This window comes from Helicobacter pylori HUP-B14 (genome assembly GCF_000259235.1).
GTDB lineage: Bacteria > Campylobacterota > Campylobacteria > Campylobacterales > Helicobacteraceae > Helicobacter > Helicobacter pylori_CU.
In genome coordinates this window covers 53,490-72,528 of record NC_017733.1, presented here as the reverse complement: position 1 = coordinate 72,528, position 19,039 = coordinate 53,490, and the positions used below count along the sequence as shown (strand labels likewise).

The window sequence follows — 19,039 nt, the reverse complement described above, 5'->3', positions numbered from 1 at the left end:
TAAAAGGTCGCGTAGCTCAGTTGGTAGAGCACTACCTTGACATGGTAGTGGCCGCTGGTTCAAGTCCAGTCGTGGCCACCATTATCACTCCAATTTTAATTCTCATTTTTTTTGCGAGTTTTTGATCTCTATAAATTCTAAAGGGGTATTAAACGCGCTTCCAATAACGCTTTTATAGCGCTTCAAAACTATAACACTAATTCATTTTAAATAATAATTAGTTAATGAACGCTTTTGTTAATCTTAGTAAATCAAAACATTGCTACAATTACATCCAACCTTGATTGCGTTATGTCTTCAAGGAAAAAACACTTTAAGAATAGGAGAATGAGATGAAACTCACCCCAAAAGAGTTAGATAAGTTGATGCTCCACTACGCTGGAGAATTAGCTAAAAAACGCAAAGAAAAAGGCATTAAGCTTAACTATGTAGAAGCGGTAGCTTTGATTAGTGCCCATATTATGGAAGAAGCGAGAGCTGGTAAAAAGACTGCGGCTGAATTGATGCAAGAAGGGCGCACTCTTTTAAAACCAGATGATGTGATGGATGGCGTGGCAAGCATGATCCATGAAGTGGGTATTGAAGCGATGTTCCCTGATGGGACCAAACTCGTAACCGTGCATACCCCTATTGAGGCCAATGGTAAATTAGTTCCTGGTGAGTTGTTCTTAAAAAATGAAGACATCACTATCAACGAAGGCAAAAAAGCCGTTAGCGTGAAAGTTAAAAATGTTGGCGACAGACCGGTTCAAATCGGCTCACACTTCCATTTCTTTGAAGTGAATAGATGCTTAGACTTTGACAGAGAAAAAACTTTCGGTAAACGCTTAGACATTGCGAGCGGGACAGCAGTAAGGTTTGAGCCTGGCGAAGAAAAATCCGTAGAATTGATTGACATTGGCGGTAACAGGAGAATCTTTGGATTTAACGCATTGGTTGATAGGCAAGCAGACAACGAAAGCAAAAAAATTGCTTTACACAGAGCTAAAGAGCGTGGTTTTCATGGCGCTAAAAGCGATGACAACTATGTAAAAACAATTAAGGAGTAAGAAATGAAAAAGATTAGCAGAAAAGAATATGTTTCTATGTATGGCCCTACTACAGGCGATAAAGTGAGATTGGGTGATACAGACTTGATCGCTGAAGTAGAACATGACTACACCATTTATGGCGAAGAGCTTAAATTCGGTGGCGGTAAAACCCTAAGAGAAGGCATGAGCCAATCTAACAACCCTAGCAAAGAAGAACTGGATCTAATCATCACTAACGCTTTAATCGTGGATTACACCGGTATTTATAAAGCGGATATTGGTATTAAAGATGGCAAAATCGCTGGCATTGGTAAAGGCGGTAACAAAGACATGCAAGATGGCGTTAAAAACAATCTTAGCGTGGGTCCTGCTACTGAAGCCTTAGCCGGTGAAGGTTTGATCGTAACTGCTGGTGGTATTGACACACACATCCACTTCATTTCACCCCAACAAATCCCTACAGCTTTTGCAAGCGGTGTAACAACCATGATTGGTGGCGGAACCGGTCCTGCTGATGGCACTAATGCGACTACTATCACTCCAGGCAGAAGAAATTTAAAATGGATGCTCAGAGCGGCTGAAGAATATTCTATGAATTTAGGTTTCTTGGCTAAAGGTAACGCTTCTAACGATGCGAGCTTAGCCGATCAAATTGAAGCCGGTGCGATTGGCTTTAAAATCCACGAAGACTGGGGCACCACTCCTTCTGCAATCAATCATGCGTTAGATGTTGCGGACAAATACGATGTGCAAGTCGCTATCCACACAGACACTTTGAATGAAGCTGGTTGTGTAGAAGACACTATGGCAGCTATTGCTGGGCGCACTATGCACACTTTCCACACTGAAGGCGCTGGCGGCGGACACGCTCCTGATATTATTAAAGTGGCCGGTGAACACAACATTCTACCCGCTTCCACTAACCCCACTATCCCTTTCACTGTGAATACAGAAGCAGAACACATGGACATGCTCATGGTGTGCCACCACTTGGATAAAAGCATTAAAGAAGATGTCCAGTTCGCTGATTCAAGGATCCGCCCTCAAACCATTGCGGCTGAAGACACTTTGCATGACATGGGGATTTTCTCAATCACTAGTTCTGACTCTCAAGCGATGGGTCGTGTGGGTGAAGTTATCACCAGAACTTGGCAAACAGCTGACAAAAACAAAAAAGAATTTGGCCGCTTGAAAGAAGAAAAAGGCGATAACGACAACTTCAGGATCAAACGCTACTTGTCTAAATACACCATTAACCCAGCGATCGCTCATGGGATTAGCGAGTATGTAGGTTCTGTAGAAGTGGGCAAAGTGGCTGACTTGGTATTGTGGAGTCCCGCATTCTTTGGCGTGAAACCCAACATGATCATCAAAGGCGGATTCATTGCGTTAAGCCAAATGGGCGATGCGAACGCTTCTATCCCTACCCCACAACCGGTTTATTACAGAGAAATGTTCGCTCATCATGGTAAAGCCAAATACGATGCAAACATCACTTTTGTGTCTCAAGTGGCTTATGACAAAGGCATTAAAGAAGAATTAGGGCTTGAAAGACAAGTGTTGCCGGTAAAAAATTGCAGAAATATCACTAAAAAAGACATGCAATTCAACGACACTACCGCTCACATTGAAGTCAATCCTGAAACTTACCATGTGTTCGTGGATGGCAAAGAAGTAACTTCTAAACCAGCCAATAAAGTGAGCTTGGCGCAACTCTTTAGCATTTTCTAGGATTTTTTAGGAGCAACGCTCCTTAATCCTTATTTTTAAGCTCTCTGATTTTTTGTTTATCAAAAAATTGGGGGCTTTTTTTGTTTTTATTTTTTGTCAATTTACTATTTTTCTTTATGATTAACTCAAGCAACAAAGGTTATTCGTAAGGTGCATTTGTTGTAAAAATTTTGTTTTGGAAGGATAAGGCAATGCTAGGACTTGTATTGTTATATGTTGGGATTGTTTTAATCAGCAATGGGATTTGCGGATTAACCAAAGTCGATCCTAAAAGCACCGCGGTGATGAACTTTTTTGTGGGCGGACTTTCCATTATTTGTAATGTGGTGGTCATCACTTATTCCGCGCTCAACCCTACAGCCCCTGTAGAAGGCGCAGAAGATATTGCTCAAGTATCGCACCATTTGACCAATTTCTATGGGCCAGCGACTGGGTTATTGTTTGGTTTTACCTACTTGTATGCGGCTATCAACCACACTTTTGGTTTGGATTGGAGGCCTTATTCTTGGTATAGCTTATTCGTAGCGATCAACACTGTTCCTGCTGCGATTTTATCCCACTATAGCGATATGCTTGATGACCACAAAGTGTTAGGCATCACTGAAGGCGATTGGTGGGCAATCATTTGGTTGGCTTGGGGTGTTTTGTGGCTTACCGCTTTCATTGAAAACATCTTGAAAATCCCTTTAGGGAAATTCACTCCATGGCTTGCTATCATTGAGGGTATTTTAACCGCTTGGATCCCTGCTTGGTTACTCTTTATCCAACACTGGGTGTGAGATGATCATAGAGCGTTTAGTTGGCAATCTAAGGGATTTAAACCCCTTGGATTTCAGCGTGGATTATGTGGATTTGGAATGGTTTGAAACGAGGAAAAAAATCGCTCGTTTTAAAACCAGAAAAGGCAAAGACATAGCTATACGCCTTAAAGACGCTCCCAAGTTGGGTCTCTCTCAAGGGGATATTTTATTTAAAGAAGAGAAGGAAATTATCGCCGTTAATATCTTGGATTCTGAAGTCATTCACATCCAAGCCAAGAGCGTGGCAGAAGTAGCAAAAATATGCTACGAAATAGGGAACCGCCATGCGGCTTTATACTATGGCGAGTCTCAATTTGAATTTAAAACACCATTTGAAAAGCCCACGCTAGCGTTACTAGAAAAGCTAGGGGTTCAAAATCGTGTTTTAAGTTCAAAACTGGATTCCAAAGAACGCTTAACCGTGAGCATGCCCCATAGTGAGCCTAATTTTAAGGTCTCACTAGCGAGCGATTTTAAAGTGGTCGTAAAATAGAAAAGAAATAGAAAAATAACAAATGGATAAAGGAAAAAGCGTGAAAAGCACTGAAAAAAGCGTGGGTATGCCCCCAAAAACTCCAAAGACAGACAATAATGCTCATGTGGATAATGAATTTCTGATTCTGCAAGTCAATGATGCGGTGTTCCCTATTGGCTCTTACACGCATTCTTTTGGGCTAGAAACTTACATCCAGCAAAAAAAGGTTACCCATAAAGAAAGCGCTTTAGAGTATTTAAAAGCCAATCTCTCTAGCCAGTTCCTTTACACGGAAATGCTGAGTTTGAAACTCACCTATGAAAGCACCCTCCAACAGGATTTAAAAAAAATCTTAGGGATTGAAGAAATGATTAGGCTATCCACAAGCCCCATGGAATTACGATTAGCCAATCAAAAGCTAGGCAATCGTTTCATTAAAACCTTACAAGCCATGAACGAATTAGACATGGGTGCATTTTTTAACACTTACGCTCAACAAACCAAAGATCCCACCCATGCCACTAGCTATGGCGTTTTTGCGGCGAGTTTGAATATGGAATTGAAAAAGGCTTTAAGGCATTATCTTTATGCGCAAACTTCTAACATGGTGATCAACTGCGTTAAAAGCGTCCCACTATCTCAAAACGACGGGCAAAAAATCTTATTGAGCTTGCAAAGCCCTTTCAACCAGCTCATAGAAAAAACCCTAGAACTAGACGAAAGCCACTTGTGCGCGGCAAGCGTTCAAAACGACATTAAGGCGATGCAGCATGAGAGTTTATACTCGCGCCTTTATATGTCTTGAATTTTAATCTCAAATTGAAAGGAATTTTATGGTAAAAATTGGAGTTTGTGGTCCTGTAGGAAGCGGTAAAACCGCCTTGATTGAAGCTTTAACGCGCCACATGTCAAAGGATTATGACATGGCAGTTATCACTAATGATATTTACACTAAAGAAGACGCAGAGTTTATGTGTAAAAATTCGGTGATGCCACGAGAGAGGATTATTGGCGTAGAAACAGGGGGCTGTCCGCACACCGCCATTAGAGAAGACGCTTCTATGAATTTAGAAGCGGTAGAAGAAATGCATGAGCGTTTCCCTAATTTGGAACTGCTTTTGATTGAAAGCGGAGGCGATAACCTTTCAGCGACTTTCAACCCAGAGCTAGCGGACTTTACGATCTTTGTGATTGATGTGGCTGAGGGCGATAAAATCCCTAGGAAAGGCGGGCCAGGAATCACGCGCTCAGACTTGCTTGTCATCAATAAGATTGACTTAGCCCCCTATGTGGGAGCGGACTTGAAAGTCATGGAAAGGGATTCTAAAAAAATGCGCGGCGAAAAGCCCTTTATTTTTACGAATATCCGTGCTAAAGAAGGCCTAGATGATGTGATCGCTTGGATCAAGCACAACGCTTTATTGGAAGATTGATGAACACTTACGCTCAAGAATCCAAGCTCAGGTTAAAAACCAAAATAGGGGCTGACGGGCGGTGCGTGATTGAAGACAATTTTTTCACGCCCCCCTTTAAGCTCATGGCGCCCTTTTACCCTAAAGACGATTTAGCTGAAATCATGCTTTTAGCGGTAAGCCCTGGCTTAATGAAAGGCGATGCGCAAGACATGCAATTAAGCATCGGTCAAAATTGCAAGCTAAGGATCACTTCGCAATCCTTTGAAAAAATCCATAACACTGAAGACGGGTTTGCCAGCAGAGACATGCATATTGTTGTGGGGGAAAACGCTTTTTTAGACTTCGCGCCTTTCCCGTTAATCCCCTTTGAAAACGCGCATTTTAAGGGCAATACCACGATTTCTCTACACTCTAGCTCTCAATTGCTCTATAGTGAAATCATTGTCGCCGGGCGAGTGGCGCGTAATGAGTTGTTCCAATTCAACCGCTTGCACACCAAAATCGCTATTTTACAAGATGAGAAACCTATCTATTATGATAATACGATTTTAGATCCCAAAACCACCGACATGAATAATATGTGCATGTTTGATGGCTACACGCATTATTTGAATTTGGTGCTTGTCAATTGCCCCATAGAGCTCTCTGGCGTGCGAGAATTGATTGAAGAAAGCGAAGGAGTGGATGGGGCCGTGAGCGAGATTGCTAGTTCTCATTTATGCATGAAAGCTTTAGCGAAAGGCTCAGAACCCTTGTTGCATTTAAGAGAAAAAATCGCTCGTTTCACCACGCAAACCACCACGCAAAAGGTTTGAAAGCGCTTTAAAAAGATTAAATCCCTTTAGTCTTTTTAACCCCCCCTTTTTTTAACTCCCTTTTTTTAACTCTCTTTTTTTAACCCCCCTTTTTGATCCTATAAGCTAAAAGGCCTGAATTCAGTATAGCTGTCTTTGGAAAGCTCTATCAATAGCGCGTTGAAATTGCTTGGTGAAGATAAACCACTTTGGAGGGCGTTCAAGTTTTCCCCATTGCACCTAAAGGCTAGGCATTGCTTGAAGTGGTGGTTTAACAATTCTTTTAACTTGTCAAAATGGTAATTACTTTTAATTTGCCTAAAGTCATGCGCAAAAATGACGCAATACTGCTCGTTGTCTATGGCTTTTTCTAAAAACGATTTTAATTTTTCCGCCCCTACTTTGTCGTGCAATTCTTTCGCTTCGTTGAGATTGTCTATCACAAGCGCGCTATTAGGGTTCATAGCGGTGTCTAAAACGCTTAAGATATTTTCTACAGGCGTGATGCCGTATTCTTTTGGCGCATCAAAAAACCTTATCAAGCGTTTTTCTTTATTGCAAAAAACCAATTCTTTGTTCGCGCTCTTAATGTTTTGGAATAAGAGTTTCATTAAAGCGATGCGAGCGTTTAAATCTTGGCTCACCACCAACAAATGCGATTCGTTACTTTCAAACTCCACTATCAGGTCCTTTTGCTCATAATCCGCTTTTTTGCCCAGATGCAAACGCATTTCATTAGCCTTAAGGGTGTTGGGCATTTTTAAAGCCGTCTCGCCATTATAGATTTTACGATCTATGGGTGCGAGGTTTCTTTGGTTAAATTCAGCGTGTATTTTTGTGAGAAAAGATTTGAAATCATCAGGGGCTTTAGGGATACTCATCTTGGTGTGGTATTTTCTATTCCCTCCGTTGTTGTTGAAAATGCCTTCTGGCCTGACAAGCTCACAAGCCGCATCATCGCCCAAAACACTACTGCTGTCTTCTGCATCCATAGGCAAAGCGATGCGGTTGGCGATTTGACCCTTAATGCTATCACTGATGCCAATGTTGCGCATGGTTTGAGTGGCTAAAACTAGATGCACCCCATAGCTGCGGCCCTTTTTAAGCAGAGTGTTTAAAGATCGTTCCACGCTCCCTTTCACTTGAGTGGATTTATCGCTAAAAAGCACCTGAAATTCATCAATCACTACAATCAATCTAGCCATTTTTTCATGTTTGCGGTAATCGCTTAAATCTTTCACCTTAAACTGCTTGAACAGCTCGGCTCTTTTTTGTATTTCATCACAAAGCCATTTCAAGAAAGTGATGCCATAAGAGACCGAACTCGCCACGCTCACCAACCTCGCATGCTCTAAAATCGGATTTGTGTATGCGTTAAATTCCACCCTCTCTTTATAGTCTAATAAAAAGAGTTGGACTTCATCGGGATCGAGAAATTGGATTTCCCGCTCCCACTGCGCCCGCAAATGAGCGTGTGGTTTTGCGCTTCACCGATCTCAAAACACACCTCTTTGTGGTTAATATCCCACCCCACCGGCACAGACACTTTAAGCTGAGAGCTTTCAATCCAAAATTTTTCGTCTTTTTGTAAGTCTTTCAATTCCCTTTTAACTGCTTTCTTTTTCTCGTAATACGCTTTAATTTTATCAGCGAAGTCTTGCATGTGCTGGGATTTAATACCATGATCATTGATCACTTCTACGCTAAGATATTTTAAGCGTTCAAAACTTGTCCTGTCTTTAAAAAACTCCGCATAGCGTTTCAAATCTTCTGCGGATTTATTATTTTTTTCGCTCTCCAAATTGACAAAGCTCAAAACCCCATTTTTAGAGCCAAAACGCATGATTTTTTCCAAATAATAAAGCGCGTCTTTACTCAGAGCATCTACCCCACTTAAAAAAAGCGCTTTTAAAGGCAAGCGGTCTGTGGCTTTTTCATTATAATGCGCAAAATCTTTATAACCGGCTAATTTTTCTTGCAAATTAACCTTTAAATATTCATACAAATGCTTTAGGGCTTCTTCTATTTCCTTGCTTTCGGTCAAAATCCTTTGCTGGTAAATAAAATCATTGTCTTTATTTAAAAGCCTTCTGGCCAGATTGAAAATACCCCCCAAGCTCAACGCATCAATCAAAATCACTTCCAGTTGCACTAAAGGTGCGCTGGAGAGTAAGCGCATGAGCATTTCTCTCAAAAACTGCCCGTCTTTTTCATGCTCTATATACAAGCTTTTAGGGGGGAAAGGATAAACTTTAGGCAATAAAAATTCCATGTTAGCGCCATTTTTGCCCCTAACATGCAATAAACCACAGCTTAAAAATTGTGGGTAAGTGGTCGTTTCATTGAATTGTGGCGCGTCTGTGAATTGCGCTTGAACTTGCCTGATACTCTTTTGATAGTCCTCTATTTGTGAGACGATCGGCTTGAGAAAACTCTCTGGCTCTTTTTTAGCAACAACTTTATCTAAGGCGTCGTCCAGTTCTTTTAATAAATTACCCGCATCAATCATTTTTATCCTTAAGATATTCATCATAGCGCCTCTTGGCTTCTCTTTCATGCTCTTTGGCTTCACGCATAAGCCTATCGATCTCGCTTGGTGAATGGAAATTCATATGAATTTGCTTCTCCAAACGCTTGGCTTCTTCAAGTTGCTCGTCGCTTTTTCTCATTTCGTATTGAGTTTCCTGCTCTAAATTTTCTAAATCATGCGCGATTTTTAGCATCTCCTCTAGCGCCTCACTTTTAAGTTTCTGCCCTAAATCATCTTGCATGGCGTTTTCTACAAATTCATCGCAAATCTTTCTTAATTTATTGGTGCAACCCTCCAAAAAAACTTTATGAGAAAACATTTTAACCCCTTGATTCCAGTTTTTTTAAAAACATTTTAAGATGCAACAGCGCATGTCGTATTCCAAAGATAATACCCCCATACCCGTCATTAGCAAAGACGATTTCTTCAGGCTCTAACCATTCTTTCAAGCTCTGCATGAAATCAATAAACAAGCTCTCTAAGTTGAAGTTCAAAACATGCTTGAATGTGTAGGATTCATTGCCCACCATGAAATAACGCAATTGGCTAAAACCATAGTTTGATCGTTTGATGAAGTCCTTAAACGCATCGCTCAAGCCTATTTTCAACCGCTCTTCTAACCCGTTCAACGCATTCTCATTGAGCGGCTCTACAAATTCCCAATTCAATTCTGTTTCTGTAGAAATTCTGTCCATAGTGAATATCCTTTCGTGTGTTTCACGCCTAGTAATAACTCTTCTCTCACCAACGCCACATTCCCTAAAACATTCGCGTCAAAGTGCCACAAATAGCCCCTAGGGATGAATCCTTTTGCGATTTGTTCCAACTCTGCCGCATCAAAGCCCAAATCGTTGTCTTTAAGCGCGGCTTGTAAAGCCTTTAGGGCATGATGAGCGCATGCAGTTTTATTTAAATCTTCTAAAGGCGCAATGGCACTAAAAATGCTATCAAACTCCGCTAAACGCAACGCATTGAATCTGACCTCATCAGGGTAGGGGTTTTTTTCATCTACAATAAAGTCCTCTTTACGGATTTCTAAAAACTCTCTATACTCCAACGCTTTTTGCGTATAATTTTCATTCCGTTCTAAAACGGGATCGATTTTTTGACTCAAATTTTCTGTAGCACGCTCCAACTCTGTTTCTAAATTATCAAAAGCTTCATTGATAGCGTTTGAATCGTTAGGGGATTTTTTGATTTTTTCTGTAAAACCCTCTAAAGCTTTCTTAAAGTTTTTAACGCAATTCTTTTTGGCTAAAGTCAAGCTCTCAAAATCAACGCTCATCAAATCCCCTTCTAGCTCTTTAGAGGCTTTAGCGCGATCCTTCTTAGAGAAAGCATTGATCTTGTCTTTCAAATCAGCGTATAAAGAAGCGCTAAAATTTTCCCTCAAATCTTTCAAGCGCTCATTAAAAACGCTTTTTTTAGGGGTATAAGAGATAGCAGGCCGTTCAAAATCGTATTCCAATAAAACGCCTGGGGTTGGAAAGTTGTATTCGTTATCTATTGCGTCGCTCGCTTGTTTCAAACGCCTGATAAATTCCTGATGTTTATCGGTATAAAAATGCAACCTCTTTTTAACGACCTCCCAAGCCTGATTCACAAGATCCGCGCTCGCTTTGGCTTGAGTGGAGTAGATTTCAAGCATTTGTTCTAATAACCTTACATTGTATGCCCATCTTTCTATATTGTCTTCCATAAGGTTTAAGCCCTTTTCACAAGCTTCAGCGCCTAATTTAAAAGGAGGGATAACCGACCCTACCATATCAAAAAGACCTTTTCCAAAATCTAAAACAGATCCCCAAAAGCCCTTTCGCTTCTTTCTGGCTACTTTTAATTCTCCTATGGCTTTTTCCAATTGCATTTCAATTTTTCTGCACTCCACTATGATTTTTAGCGCGTAACTATCAAGGTCTCTGATAAATGGACTGCATTTTTCTTCTTGCAAGGATCTTTTAAATTCCCTGCATCTTCCAACAACCTTTTTGACTTCTTCTGTGTCCGTTTTCCATTCAGCCATAAACCACCCCTTAATAATCTTGCTCTAAAACCCTAATCCTCTCTTTAAGCCATGCGATTTGCTCTTGCGCGGCCTCATCAAATTCATTGAAAGTGCCTTTCAAGTTATCCACCACCTCGCTAAATTTATCCCTCCTAGCGTCTTGCCATGATTCTAAATTATGGAAATGATTACTCAAGCTATTCACTTCCTCTCTTAGTAACTCTTTAAAGCGTTCTAAATGCCATACAAATTCCCTGACCTCTTCGGTATCCATTTGCACTCTGCTCATCGGTTGTCCTTTCTTTTAAAAATTTTCTTCATTAGAATCAGGCTTTTTATCGCCGCTGATTCTAATGCTCCCACCCCCATAGCTAGGGGGTGTTGTGGGGCGAATCTCTAGCGTTTCGCCTCTTTCTCTTTTGTATTTTTCTTGCTGGCTTTGGTGGTATGTTTTCATGCTGTCTATCACGATTGCTTTGTGGGTGCTCCCTAAATCAGCGTTGGTGAGCAATTTTTGAACGCCATTACCCAAGCTGTTAGAATGCCTGTCTTCTACTTTAAGAGACAAATTCAAACCCTTAAAACCCTCCAAAGCCTCCACTAGCACTACCACAAGCTTCCTGTCCCAAATGGAATTTTTCAAATCCTTACACAAGGAAAAAACCTCGCTTGAAAACTGGTAGTCATACAAAAACAAAAGGTCTAAATTTTCTAAAAAATCCACATTGCAACGCTCTTTAAAATTTTTCAAAAAGCCCTCTTTTAAAGGCGCAAAGCCTTCAGTGATAGGGATTAGCCTCTCATCTTTGGTGCATTTAAACACCATAATACTTTTTTCAATCACGACAAACGCGTAAGCGTTCTTAATCATCATAATTTTTCTACCTCGCTTTCATAGATTAGTTGGTCGTCTTTAAACAGCCCCACTTTAATGCTTTGGGAATCCACGCAACACACCTTCGCATCCATTTCTTCATGCTCTTCTAGTGCTATGGAAATCATTTGCGTATCTTTAATGTCCAGAGTGTTGGTGTTGGCTAGGGCTTTGTCGCTGTAGCGTATCTCTAGCTCATCAAAGCCTCCCCATTCCTCTTTAGTTTGGAAAATCTGGTATTCATTAGGTTTTAAAGAATCCCTGTGGATTTTAGCGTGGAATTTCCCCCCTATCTCAATGCCTAAATCGTATTTAAACACAGGATTGGAGCTTATAGAGGGCATTTCAATCCCTTTAGGCTTGTCCCTGCTTTCTAAAAGCCCAAAAGCCACCCCGGTTTTGCAAGTGGGCTTCAAATAAGCGGGCGTGTTAGAAACGTCTTCTCCTGTAAGCTCTAAAATCTGTTTGTCTGAGGCTTCTGTGCCTAGCGGCTCATAAATGATGAATTTAAAATCATTTTTAGAAGTCTTTTGCTGGTAATCTTTGAGCTGCTTTTCTTTGGCGTTTTCAAACGCTTGTTTGACTAACACTGAACGGCTCGCATTCCCTCCTAAGAAAATATGAAACGCCCGACACTGATCGTCAATGTTTTCAGCCATCACTTTAGAAAATCCGGCAAAGAAGTTGGCAACGCCTTCGTCTATCTTGCCTTTTAAAAGGCTTAAAAGCTCTTTGCAATCAACTTGGAGATTGCATTCTGCTTCTACCCCATTCCTATCAAACAGCATGGCTTTAAAATCCTTTTCAAAATCCTTTATGCTAAACTCTTCATTTTCTTCTATCGCTTCTATAATATTGGCGTCTAAATTTTCTAAAAAAGGGCGTAATGTAGAAGCGATCGTTTGCAAATTCAAGCACGCTCCACTGGAGTTTTGCATAAACGATCCAAAGCGTTGCGTATCGATCCTGTCATAGTTGGGCTTAGCGATGACAATGTCTTTTGCTTTTAGCGTTTGAAAATTTTGGCCATACGCTTCAAAAGCCAACAATTCCAATAAATTCTCACCGCCTAAATATTTATCCCCTCCACTGCTAAAATGCGTCATTTTGTAAAGGAATTTGGGGTTAGCACTTTTTTCCCATTTGCCAAAGTCAAAATCCGTCGTCCCGCCCCCAAAATCAAACACCCCGTAATAAACCGGCTTGTCTAACTTCTCTGATTTAAAAAACCCATAGCTTTTCAAAGCGCTAATGGCATACGCGCAAGGCTCGCTCGCTCTCAATTCCACTTTGAAAGTTTTAGCCGTTTTTTCATCGTCAAAAACATGCCGGGGTAAGGATTTTTTCAAGCTTCTTTCAAAACTCTCTCTGATTTTTTCAGCCTGATGCTTTTCATACTTGATGGGGTAGGATAAAAAGTATTTCAAAAACACGCCATTGTGCATGTTGTTGATGCAGCGGCCGATGCAGTAAGCGTAGATTTCTATAGGGTTAAAATCCGTGCAATTAGTGAAGCTTTCTAAAGAAAAATCCTTTTCACAATCCCTAAAATTCTGCTTTTCATCCGCTCCAGCCCATTGCTTCAATTTAGAAAAAAACCGATACAAATCATTCCCTTTAACGCCTTCAGCGTTCTTTTGGGCTTCATGCGCCACTGCTATATCGTTCTTTTATGTGAAAGGGCGGTGATCTAGCGCGTTATAAGCGTTAAGAAAGTTTTCTTTGTGCCTAAACTCTACGATCGTGGGGTTTTCAAACTTTGTCAGGCTTGCGTCATCTACTAGCTCGCCAATAGAGAGCAAGCGGTATTCTCCGTTATTATCCATATAGGCTGCAGTCGTGCTTTTAGTCCCAAAGTCAATAGCGACAACGCCCTTGTTTAAATCCTTCAAACTTGAGTGCGCATAGAAGTTCATTTCTTTGTCTTTATTATCTTTAGGTAAATTATCAAACCTAAAGGTTACGCTTTCTTTAGACGCGCTAGGCACCTCTAAATCCCAATGCCCTCCGTTTAAATCAAGCAATTGGCTTTGGCTATAGCTCTTAAGGCCTACCGCTACACTATCACCTTAAACATCAAATCTTTAAATTTTTCAAAATCCACATCCACATCGCTAGTAGAAACGATCTCTAAGGTTTTTTCTATTTTCTCATTAGTGATCTTTTTAGCTTGCACTAAATCCTCTAGGAATTTTTGATTTTCATCAGAAAGATACCTTAAAGAAGTCTCATTATTGACGATCGCATGAAGCACCCGCAGCACTTGTTCAAACTTAGTTCGATCTTCTTTTGACACTTCTTCTTTGTAACTGACTTTACTTTTTTCATTGAATTTGACTCCATCCTTTAAAGACAGCTTGCACAATTCCTCTACTAAGGGGTGGCCAAGAGGCAGTCTTAAACTTTGTAAGTGGTTTACCATGATATTTCCTTTATTGTGGTTTTTGTTGTTTTGAGAGTTGCTCTTTCAAGCCATCAACCCTCTCTTTGAGGGCGATGTTCTCTTCTTCTAATTTTCGGTTTTGGCGTTTGAGATCCTGGTTTGCACTCGCTAAACGCCTGTTGTGTAAGTCTAGGTCGCTTTTTTCTTGGTGCGATGCGATAAGCTCATCGTTTAGAATTTCTCTTTCTGTGGCTAGATTTTGATTTTTTTCAGTTAGCTCGGCTTTTTCTTTAGTTAGATTTTCTTTATCTTTTGATAGTTCGGCTTTTTCATTTTTTAAAGCTTGCTGAGATTGTTCTAACGCTTGCACTTGCTTTTGTGATGCGTTAAGCTGATTGGTTAGGTTTTTATTTTCTCTTTCTAGCCTTTCTTTTTCTGCGGATAACCCGGCGATCTTGTTATTCAGCTCGGTGGTTTCAGTCGGCTTGGTGCATTTCTCGTGGAAACTGGTGGATTTTTGAGCGTCTTTTGGGTTTTCTTGGGTGTCGTTAGGGGATTTTCCAAATGAAAAGAAAGAGCCTATAAAATGAGAGAGTTTTCCAAGGGGTTCAAAGTCTTCTAATTTAAGATCTTCTAATTTTTTAAGGCGATCTGCAAGATCTCCAACAAGTTTTAAAAGCTCTTCATTATTGGGGGGGGGGTGGAAGCGGTGGGATTTGAAATATTTGGTTTTTCTATTTCCTCATTATTCGTATTTTCTACAATATGAGCGTCACTCATAAGAATATCTCCTTTTTTATACTTATGTCAGTGTTAAAAAGGTTGTTATTGTAATTTGAGAAAACTTAAAATGAGCTTTATTATCCCCCCTCTTTCGCCCCCTCTTTATAAACCCCTAGAATGTAGAATCCCAATGGTTTAAATTAGAAGAATAAGGGTCAAAAAAGCCCTTAGGCGTGTATTGCACTTCTTTTTTGGTAGAAGCGTCTTTTGAAGAATGGTCTTTAGGGAGACAAGCGAAACGCTGAGTATCAAAGCTAGAACAACCGCTCAATAACAATGCACCGAGTGTGCCAATCATAATGCCATTTTTAATTGTTTTCATTTTATATCCTTTGTTTTGTAAAATTTCTTATAAATCCGTTTAATTTAAAATCGTTTCATTGGTTTGAAGCTTTTAAATTACACGGCGAAAATGATAAAATTTATTTTTAAACGAAAAGTAAATGAACTTTTTAAACGATAAAAAATTCCTCTAATTTTTGTCTTAAGCGGTAAATAATTACCACTTTTAAAAAAATCAATTTTAATAATTAAATTCATTTAGTATGAAAACAATCACAAATTAAAAAGCATTATTAAAAATGACCGCTTAAAAAACCCGCTTAAAACATGCTACAATCAAGCCAAATTCTTAAATAAAAGGTAAGCTCATGCAAAAAATCATTGACGATTCATTAGAATTAGCTAAAAAACTGCAAGATAGTATCAGTAGTCATTTGAGCGATCAAGAAAAAGCGTTCCATTTTAAAATGCAAAAGCTTTTAAACAACCCTGAAAACAAAGTCATGCTCATAGAGCTTATGGATCGGAGTTTTAGGTGTTTGGATAATAAAGCCCGCTTTGAAATGATTGAGCATGTTTTAGACAAATACAAAAGCCGTGAGATTTTTTCTCCGTTTGAAAAATTGCTTTTAATGGGGTTTTTGAGCTTTGGGAAAATGCTCCCTGATATGAGCGTGCCTTTCTTTGTCAATAAAATCAGAAGCGACACGAAAGCGATGGTCTTGGATCAAGAAGAGAGCCAATTGAAAGAGCGGATTTTAAAAAGAAAAAATGAAAAAATCATTTTGAACGTGAATTTTATTGGCGAAGAGGTTTTAGGCGAAGAAGAAGCTAATGCGCGTTTTGAAAAATACTCTCAAGCCTTAAAATCCAACTACATCCAATACATTTCCATTAAAATCACGACGATTTTTTCTCAAATCAATATCCTTGATTTTGAATACTCTAAAAAAGAGATTGTCAAACGCTTAGACGCTCTTTATGCTTTAGCTTTAGAAGAAGAAAAAAAGCAAGGCATGCCTAAATTCATCAACTTGGATATGGAAGAATTCAGGGATTTAGAGCTAACAGTGGAGTCTTTTATGGAGTCTATCGCCAAATTTGATTTGAACGCCGGTATTGTGTTGCAAGCTTATATCCCTGATTCTTATGAATATTTGAAAAAACTGCATGCTTTTTCTAAAGAAAGGGTTTTAAAAGGGTTGAAACCCATTAAAATCCGCTTTGTTAAGGGAGCGAACATGGAAAGCGAAGAGACGATCGCTTCCGTGAAAGACTGGGCGTTACCCACGTTTTCCAACAAACAAGACACCGACTCTAATTACAATAAAATGCTGGATTTTGTTTTAGAGGGCGATAATTATAAATACATTCATATTGGTGCAGCGAGCCATAATATTTTTGAAATCGCTTACGTTTATACGCGCATCCATGCCCTTAACGACCCTATTGTGTTGGAGCATTTTAGCTTTGAAATGCTAGAGGGCATGAGCTTGCAAGCGAGCCAGGAACTAAAAGAGATGCACAAACTCATTCTTTATGCGCCGGTGTGCGATGAAGCGCATTTCAACAATGCGATCGCTTACTTGGTGAGGAGGCTAGATGAAAACACCTCAAGCGATAATTTCATGAAAGCTTTCTTTAACCTCAAAGTAGGCACGAGCGAATGGAAAGACCAAGAACAACGCTTTTTAAACAGCCTTAAAGGGATCGCTACTTTAGACAACGCCACCCACAGAACTCAAGATAGGAACGCCAAACAAACCGGGCATACCACCTACCCAAACCACTCCTTTAAAAACGAAAGCGATACCGATTTTATCTTAAAAGCCAACCGAGAATGGGCTAAAAAAGTGCGCGAGAAAATGCATAACGCTCCTATTTTAGAGCTTTACCCAGAAATAGATGGGAGGTTTGAAGATCCTAATTTAACCCCTTTAGAAGTCTTTGATAAAATCCATCATAAAAAAATCGCCAGCGTGCATTTAGCGGATAAGGAAGCGATTTTAAAAGCCCTAGAAGTGGCTAAAAGCGATAAGAGTCATTTCAGTCAAAAAAGCTTTACAGAAATCCATGCCTTATTGAGTCAAACCGCCCAGATTTTTAGAGAAAGAAGAGGCGATTTAGTAGGGATTTCGGCTTTAGAAGTGGGTAAGACTTTCGCTGAAACGGACGCTGAAGTGAGCGAAGCCATTGACTTTTTAGAGTTTTACCCTTACAGCTTAAGGGTATTACAAGAGCAAAACCCAAAAACGAAATTCACCCCTAAAGGCGTGGGTGTGGTCATCGCTCCATGGAATTTCCCTGTGGGCATTTCTGTAGGCACTATCGCTGCCCCTCTAGCCGCTGGCAATCGGGTGATTTACAAGCCCTCAAGTTTGTCTAGCGTGACCGGCTATAAGCTTTGTGAGTGCTTTTGGGATGCGGGCGTGCCAAGAGATGCGCTCATTTACTTGCCCTCTAAAGGGAGCGATATTAGCGAACACCTTTTAAAAGATGAAAGCATCCAATTTGCCATTTTAACCGGGGGCGAAGACACCGCTTATAAAATGTTAAAAGCTAACCCCACTTTAGCCTTGAGCGCTGAAACGGGCGGTAAAAACGCCACCATTGTGAGCAAAATGGCAGACAGAGACCAGGCGATTAAGAACGTTATCCATTCAGCCTTTAGCAATTCGGGGCAAAAATGCTCCGCCACTTCGCTTTTAGTGTTAGAAAAAGAAGTCTATGAAGATGAGAATTTCAAAAAAACTTTGATAGACGCGACTCTAAGCCTTAGCGTGGGCGATCCTTTTGATTTCAAAAACAAAATCGGCACTCTAGCGGACAAGCCTAATGAAAAGGTCATCAAAGCCATAGATGAATTGAAAAGCTATGAAAATTACGAAATCCCAGCAAGCTTTGTTGATGATAACCCCTATTTGATGAAACCAAGCATCAAATACGGCACCAAAAAAGGCGATTTCACGCACCAAACTGAGCTTTTTACCCCTATTTTATCCGTGATGAAGGCGCAAGATTTAGACGAGGCGATAGAAATAGTCAATTCTACCGGTTACGGGCTGACTAGCGCGTTAGAGTCTTTGGACGAAAGGGAGTGGGAGTATTACTTAGAACGCATTGAAGCCGGTAATATCTATATCAACAAACCCACCACAGGAGCGATCGTTTTGCGCCAACCTTTTGGGGGGATTAAAAAATCCGCTGTGGGGTTTGGGAGGAAGGTGGGCATTTTCAACTATATCACGCAATTTGTGAATATCCATCAAGAAGAAGAAGATGAAAACGCCTTAAAAAACCCCTTAAGCGAAGCTTTAGAAAACTTGACTCAAAAAGGCTATGACGAACACACGCATGAGTTGAAGCGCGCGATTTTTATGGCAAAGAGCTACACTTATCATTATAAACATGAATTCAGCCAAGCTAAAGACTATGTCAAAATCAGAGGCGAAGACAACCTTTTTTCCTACATTAAAGTTAAAAGCGTGGGCTATCGCATCACCGAAAAGGACACCTTAAGCGACATGTTGGGCGTGGCTTTAGCGTGTTTAGTTTCTCAAATCCCTTTAACGCTCAGCATAGAAAACGAACGAACGAACAAGGATTTAACCTTTTTTTTAGAATGCTTAAAAACGCTCCGAGCAAACGCCCCTATCGTTTATGAAAGCTTGCAAAAATTTAGCGAAAAATTGCATGCTTTCAATCGTATCCGTTATTTAAAAAGCGATTTGGATTTATTGCACGAACAAGCGAGCGCTTTAGGGATGGTTTTAGCCACGACTAAACCCTGCTTGAACGGGCGTTTTGAATTGCTGTATTACCACTTAGAGCGATCGGTTAGTATTTCTTATCATCGTTACGGGAATTTAGGATCAAGGGTTTTAAGGCAACCCACTTGCCACAAGTCATGCTGTGCTGAAAAATAAATATTGTATTAAA

Annotated in this window: 16 protein-coding genes, 1 tRNA gene and 2 pseudogenes; 10 read left to right on the top strand and 9 right to left on the bottom strand. The window is 40.2% G+C overall.

All coding sequences use genetic code 11. From position 1 onward, the window contains the following. The first annotated feature begins 5 nt into the window (after window positions 1-5). From HPB14_RS00365 to HPB14_RS00330, 8 genes are all read left to right on the top strand, one after another. A tRNA-Val gene (locus tag HPB14_RS00365) sits at window positions 6-81 on the top strand. A gap of 251 nt (window positions 82-332) precedes the next feature. Further along, on the top strand, window positions 333-1,049 hold the full coding sequence (gene ureA / locus HPB14_RS00360) for an urease subunit alpha (RefSeq protein ID WP_000779223.1): 717 nt from the start codon (window positions 333-335) through the stop codon (window positions 1,047-1,049). A gap of 3 nt (window positions 1,050-1,052) precedes the next feature. Next, on the top strand, window positions 1,053-2,762 hold the full coding sequence (gene ureB / locus HPB14_RS00355) for an urease subunit beta (protein ID WP_000724298.1): 1,710 nt from the start codon (window positions 1,053-1,055) through the stop codon (window positions 2,760-2,762). A 191-nt stretch (window positions 2,763-2,953) separates the two neighbouring features. Further along, entirely contained in the window at window positions 2,954-3,541 is a 588-nt protein-coding gene (gene ureI, locus HPB14_RS00350) for an acid-activated urea channel protein UreI (protein ID WP_000901257.1), read from the top strand. Between the two features lies 1 nt (window position 3,542). Beyond that, window positions 3,543-4,055, top strand: coding sequence for an urease accessory protein UreE (gene ureE / locus HPB14_RS00345; protein WP_000583099.1), 513 nt, complete (start codon window positions 3,543-3,545; stop codon window positions 4,053-4,055). 22 nt (window positions 4,056-4,077) lie between these two features. Next, window positions 4,078-4,842, top strand: a complete 765-nt coding sequence (locus tag HPB14_RS00340; RefSeq protein WP_000357401.1) for an urease accessory protein UreF — start codon at window positions 4,078-4,080, stop codon at window positions 4,840-4,842. Window positions 4,843-4,870: 28 nt separating this feature from the next. Then, window positions 4,871-5,470 carry an urease accessory protein UreG gene (gene ureG / locus HPB14_RS00335; RefSeq protein WP_000238755.1) on the top strand — a complete coding sequence of 200 codons (600 nt, stop codon included), beginning with the start codon at window positions 4,871-4,873 and terminating at the stop codon, window positions 5,468-5,470. Next, a complete protein-coding gene (locus HPB14_RS00330; RefSeq protein WP_001099410.1) occupies window positions 5,470-6,267 on the top strand; it encodes an urease accessory protein UreD in 798 nt (265 codons plus the stop codon). Before ureG ends, HPB14_RS00330 begins: the two co-directional genes overlap by 1 nt. 98 nt (window positions 6,268-6,365) lie before the next feature. Here the strand turns inward: HPB14_RS00330 and HPB14_RS00325 are convergent. The 8 genes and pseudogenes from HPB14_RS00325 to HPB14_RS00290 form a co-directional block, all read right to left on the bottom strand. Continuing rightward, window positions 6,366-8,779, bottom strand: a pseudogene (locus HPB14_RS00325) (FtsK/SpoIIIE domain-containing protein). Then, the gene (locus HPB14_RS00320; RefSeq protein WP_000491317.1) at window positions 8,748-9,095 is read right to left on the bottom strand and encodes a hypothetical protein; all 348 of its coding nucleotides are present in this window, start codon (window positions 9,093-9,095) and stop codon (window positions 8,748-8,750) included. The pseudogene HPB14_RS00325 and the gene HPB14_RS00320 overlap by 32 nt, the downstream one beginning before the upstream one ends. Before the next feature lies 1 nt (window position 9,096). Next, a complete protein-coding gene (locus tag HPB14_RS00315) occupies window positions 9,097-9,471 on the bottom strand; it encodes an SMI1/KNR4 family protein (protein ID WP_000374091.1) in 375 nt (124 codons plus the stop codon). Next, window positions 9,441-10,796: an HNH endonuclease gene (locus tag HPB14_RS00310; protein ID WP_000852785.1), complete on the bottom strand. Its 1,356-nt coding sequence runs from the start codon at window positions 10,794-10,796 to the stop codon at window positions 9,441-9,443. Before HPB14_RS00310 ends, HPB14_RS00315 begins: the two co-directional genes overlap by 31 nt. A gap of 10 nt (window positions 10,797-10,806) precedes the next feature. After that, window positions 10,807-11,067 (bottom strand): hypothetical protein, encoded by a 261-nt coding sequence (locus HPB14_RS00305; protein WP_000092109.1) that lies wholly within the window; start codon window positions 11,065-11,067, stop codon window positions 10,807-10,809. Between the two features lie 15 nt (window positions 11,068-11,082). Beyond that, complete coding sequence (locus tag HPB14_RS00300) at window positions 11,083-11,652, bottom strand: hypothetical protein (protein WP_000972892.1); 570 nt, start codon at window positions 11,650-11,652, stop codon at window positions 11,083-11,085. Then, window positions 11,649-14,074, bottom strand: a pseudogene (locus HPB14_RS00295) (hypothetical protein). Before HPB14_RS00295 ends, HPB14_RS00300 begins: the two are co-directional and overlap by 4 nt. 10 nt (window positions 14,075-14,084) lie before the next feature. Next, entirely contained in the window at window positions 14,085-14,405 is a 321-nt protein-coding gene (locus tag HPB14_RS00290; RefSeq protein WP_001148200.1) for a hypothetical protein, read from the bottom strand. 25 nt (window positions 14,406-14,430) lie between these two features. On the opposite strand from HPB14_RS00290, the gene HPB14_RS08515 reads away from it, so the two are divergent. Continuing rightward, window positions 14,431-14,556, top strand: coding sequence for a hypothetical protein (locus HPB14_RS08515; RefSeq protein WP_267470965.1), 126 nt, complete (start codon window positions 14,431-14,433; stop codon window positions 14,554-14,556). A gap of 374 nt (window positions 14,557-14,930) precedes the next feature. On the opposite strand, the gene HPB14_RS00285 is transcribed toward HPB14_RS08515, so the two are convergent. Beyond that, the gene (locus HPB14_RS00285) at window positions 14,931-15,140 is read right to left on the bottom strand and encodes a hypothetical protein (RefSeq protein WP_000849022.1); all 210 of its coding nucleotides are present in this window, start codon (window positions 15,138-15,140) and stop codon (window positions 14,931-14,933) included. Window positions 15,141-15,468: 328 nt separating this feature from the next. Here HPB14_RS00285 and HPB14_RS00280 point away from each other — a divergent pair, with 328 nt between their 5' ends. After that, entirely contained in the window at window positions 15,469-19,026 is a 3,558-nt protein-coding gene (locus HPB14_RS00280) for a bifunctional proline dehydrogenase/L-glutamate gamma-semialdehyde dehydrogenase (protein ID WP_001169379.1), read from the top strand. The last annotated feature ends 13 nt before the right edge of the window (window positions 19,027-19,039 follow it).

Coding starts and splice junctions, on each gene's coding strand:
- ureA (WP_000779223.1), top strand. CDS start 333: ATGAAACTCACCCCAAAAGAGTTAGATAAGTTGATGCTCCACTACGCT.
- ureB (WP_000724298.1), top strand. CDS start 1,053: ATGAAAAAGATTAGCAGAAAAGAATATGTTTCTATGTATGGCCCTACT.
- ureI (WP_000901257.1), top strand. CDS start 2,954: ATGCTAGGACTTGTATTGTTATATGTTGGGATTGTTTTAATCAGCAAT.
- ureE (WP_000583099.1), top strand. CDS start 3,543: ATGATCATAGAGCGTTTAGTTGGCAATCTAAGGGATTTAAACCCCTTG.
- HPB14_RS00340 (WP_000357401.1), top strand. CDS start 4,078: ATGGATAAAGGAAAAAGCGTGAAAAGCACTGAAAAAAGCGTGGGTATG.
- ureG (WP_000238755.1), top strand. CDS start 4,871: ATGGTAAAAATTGGAGTTTGTGGTCCTGTAGGAAGCGGTAAAACCGCC.
- HPB14_RS00330 (WP_001099410.1), top strand. CDS start 5,470: ATGAACACTTACGCTCAAGAATCCAAGCTCAGGTTAAAAACCAAAATA.
- HPB14_RS00320 (WP_000491317.1), bottom strand. CDS start 9,095: ATGTTTTCTCATAAAGTTTTTTTGGAGGGTTGCACCAATAAATTAAGA.
- HPB14_RS00315 (WP_000374091.1), bottom strand. CDS start 9,471: ATGGACAGAATTTCTACAGAAACAGAATTGAATTGGGAATTTGTAGAG.
- HPB14_RS00310 (WP_000852785.1), bottom strand. CDS start 10,796: ATGGCTGAATGGAAAACGGACACAGAAGAAGTCAAAAAGGTTGTTGGA.
- HPB14_RS00305 (WP_000092109.1), bottom strand. CDS start 11,067: ATGAGCAGAGTGCAAATGGATACCGAAGAGGTCAGGGAATTTGTATGG.
- HPB14_RS00300 (WP_000972892.1), bottom strand. CDS start 11,652: ATGATGATTAAGAACGCTTACGCGTTTGTCGTGATTGAAAAAAGTATT.
- HPB14_RS00285 (WP_000849022.1), bottom strand. CDS start 15,140: ATGAAAACAATTAAAAATGGCATTATGATTGGCACACTCGGTGCATTG.
- HPB14_RS00280 (WP_001169379.1), top strand. CDS start 15,469: ATGCAAAAAATCATTGACGATTCATTAGAATTAGCTAAAAAACTGCAA.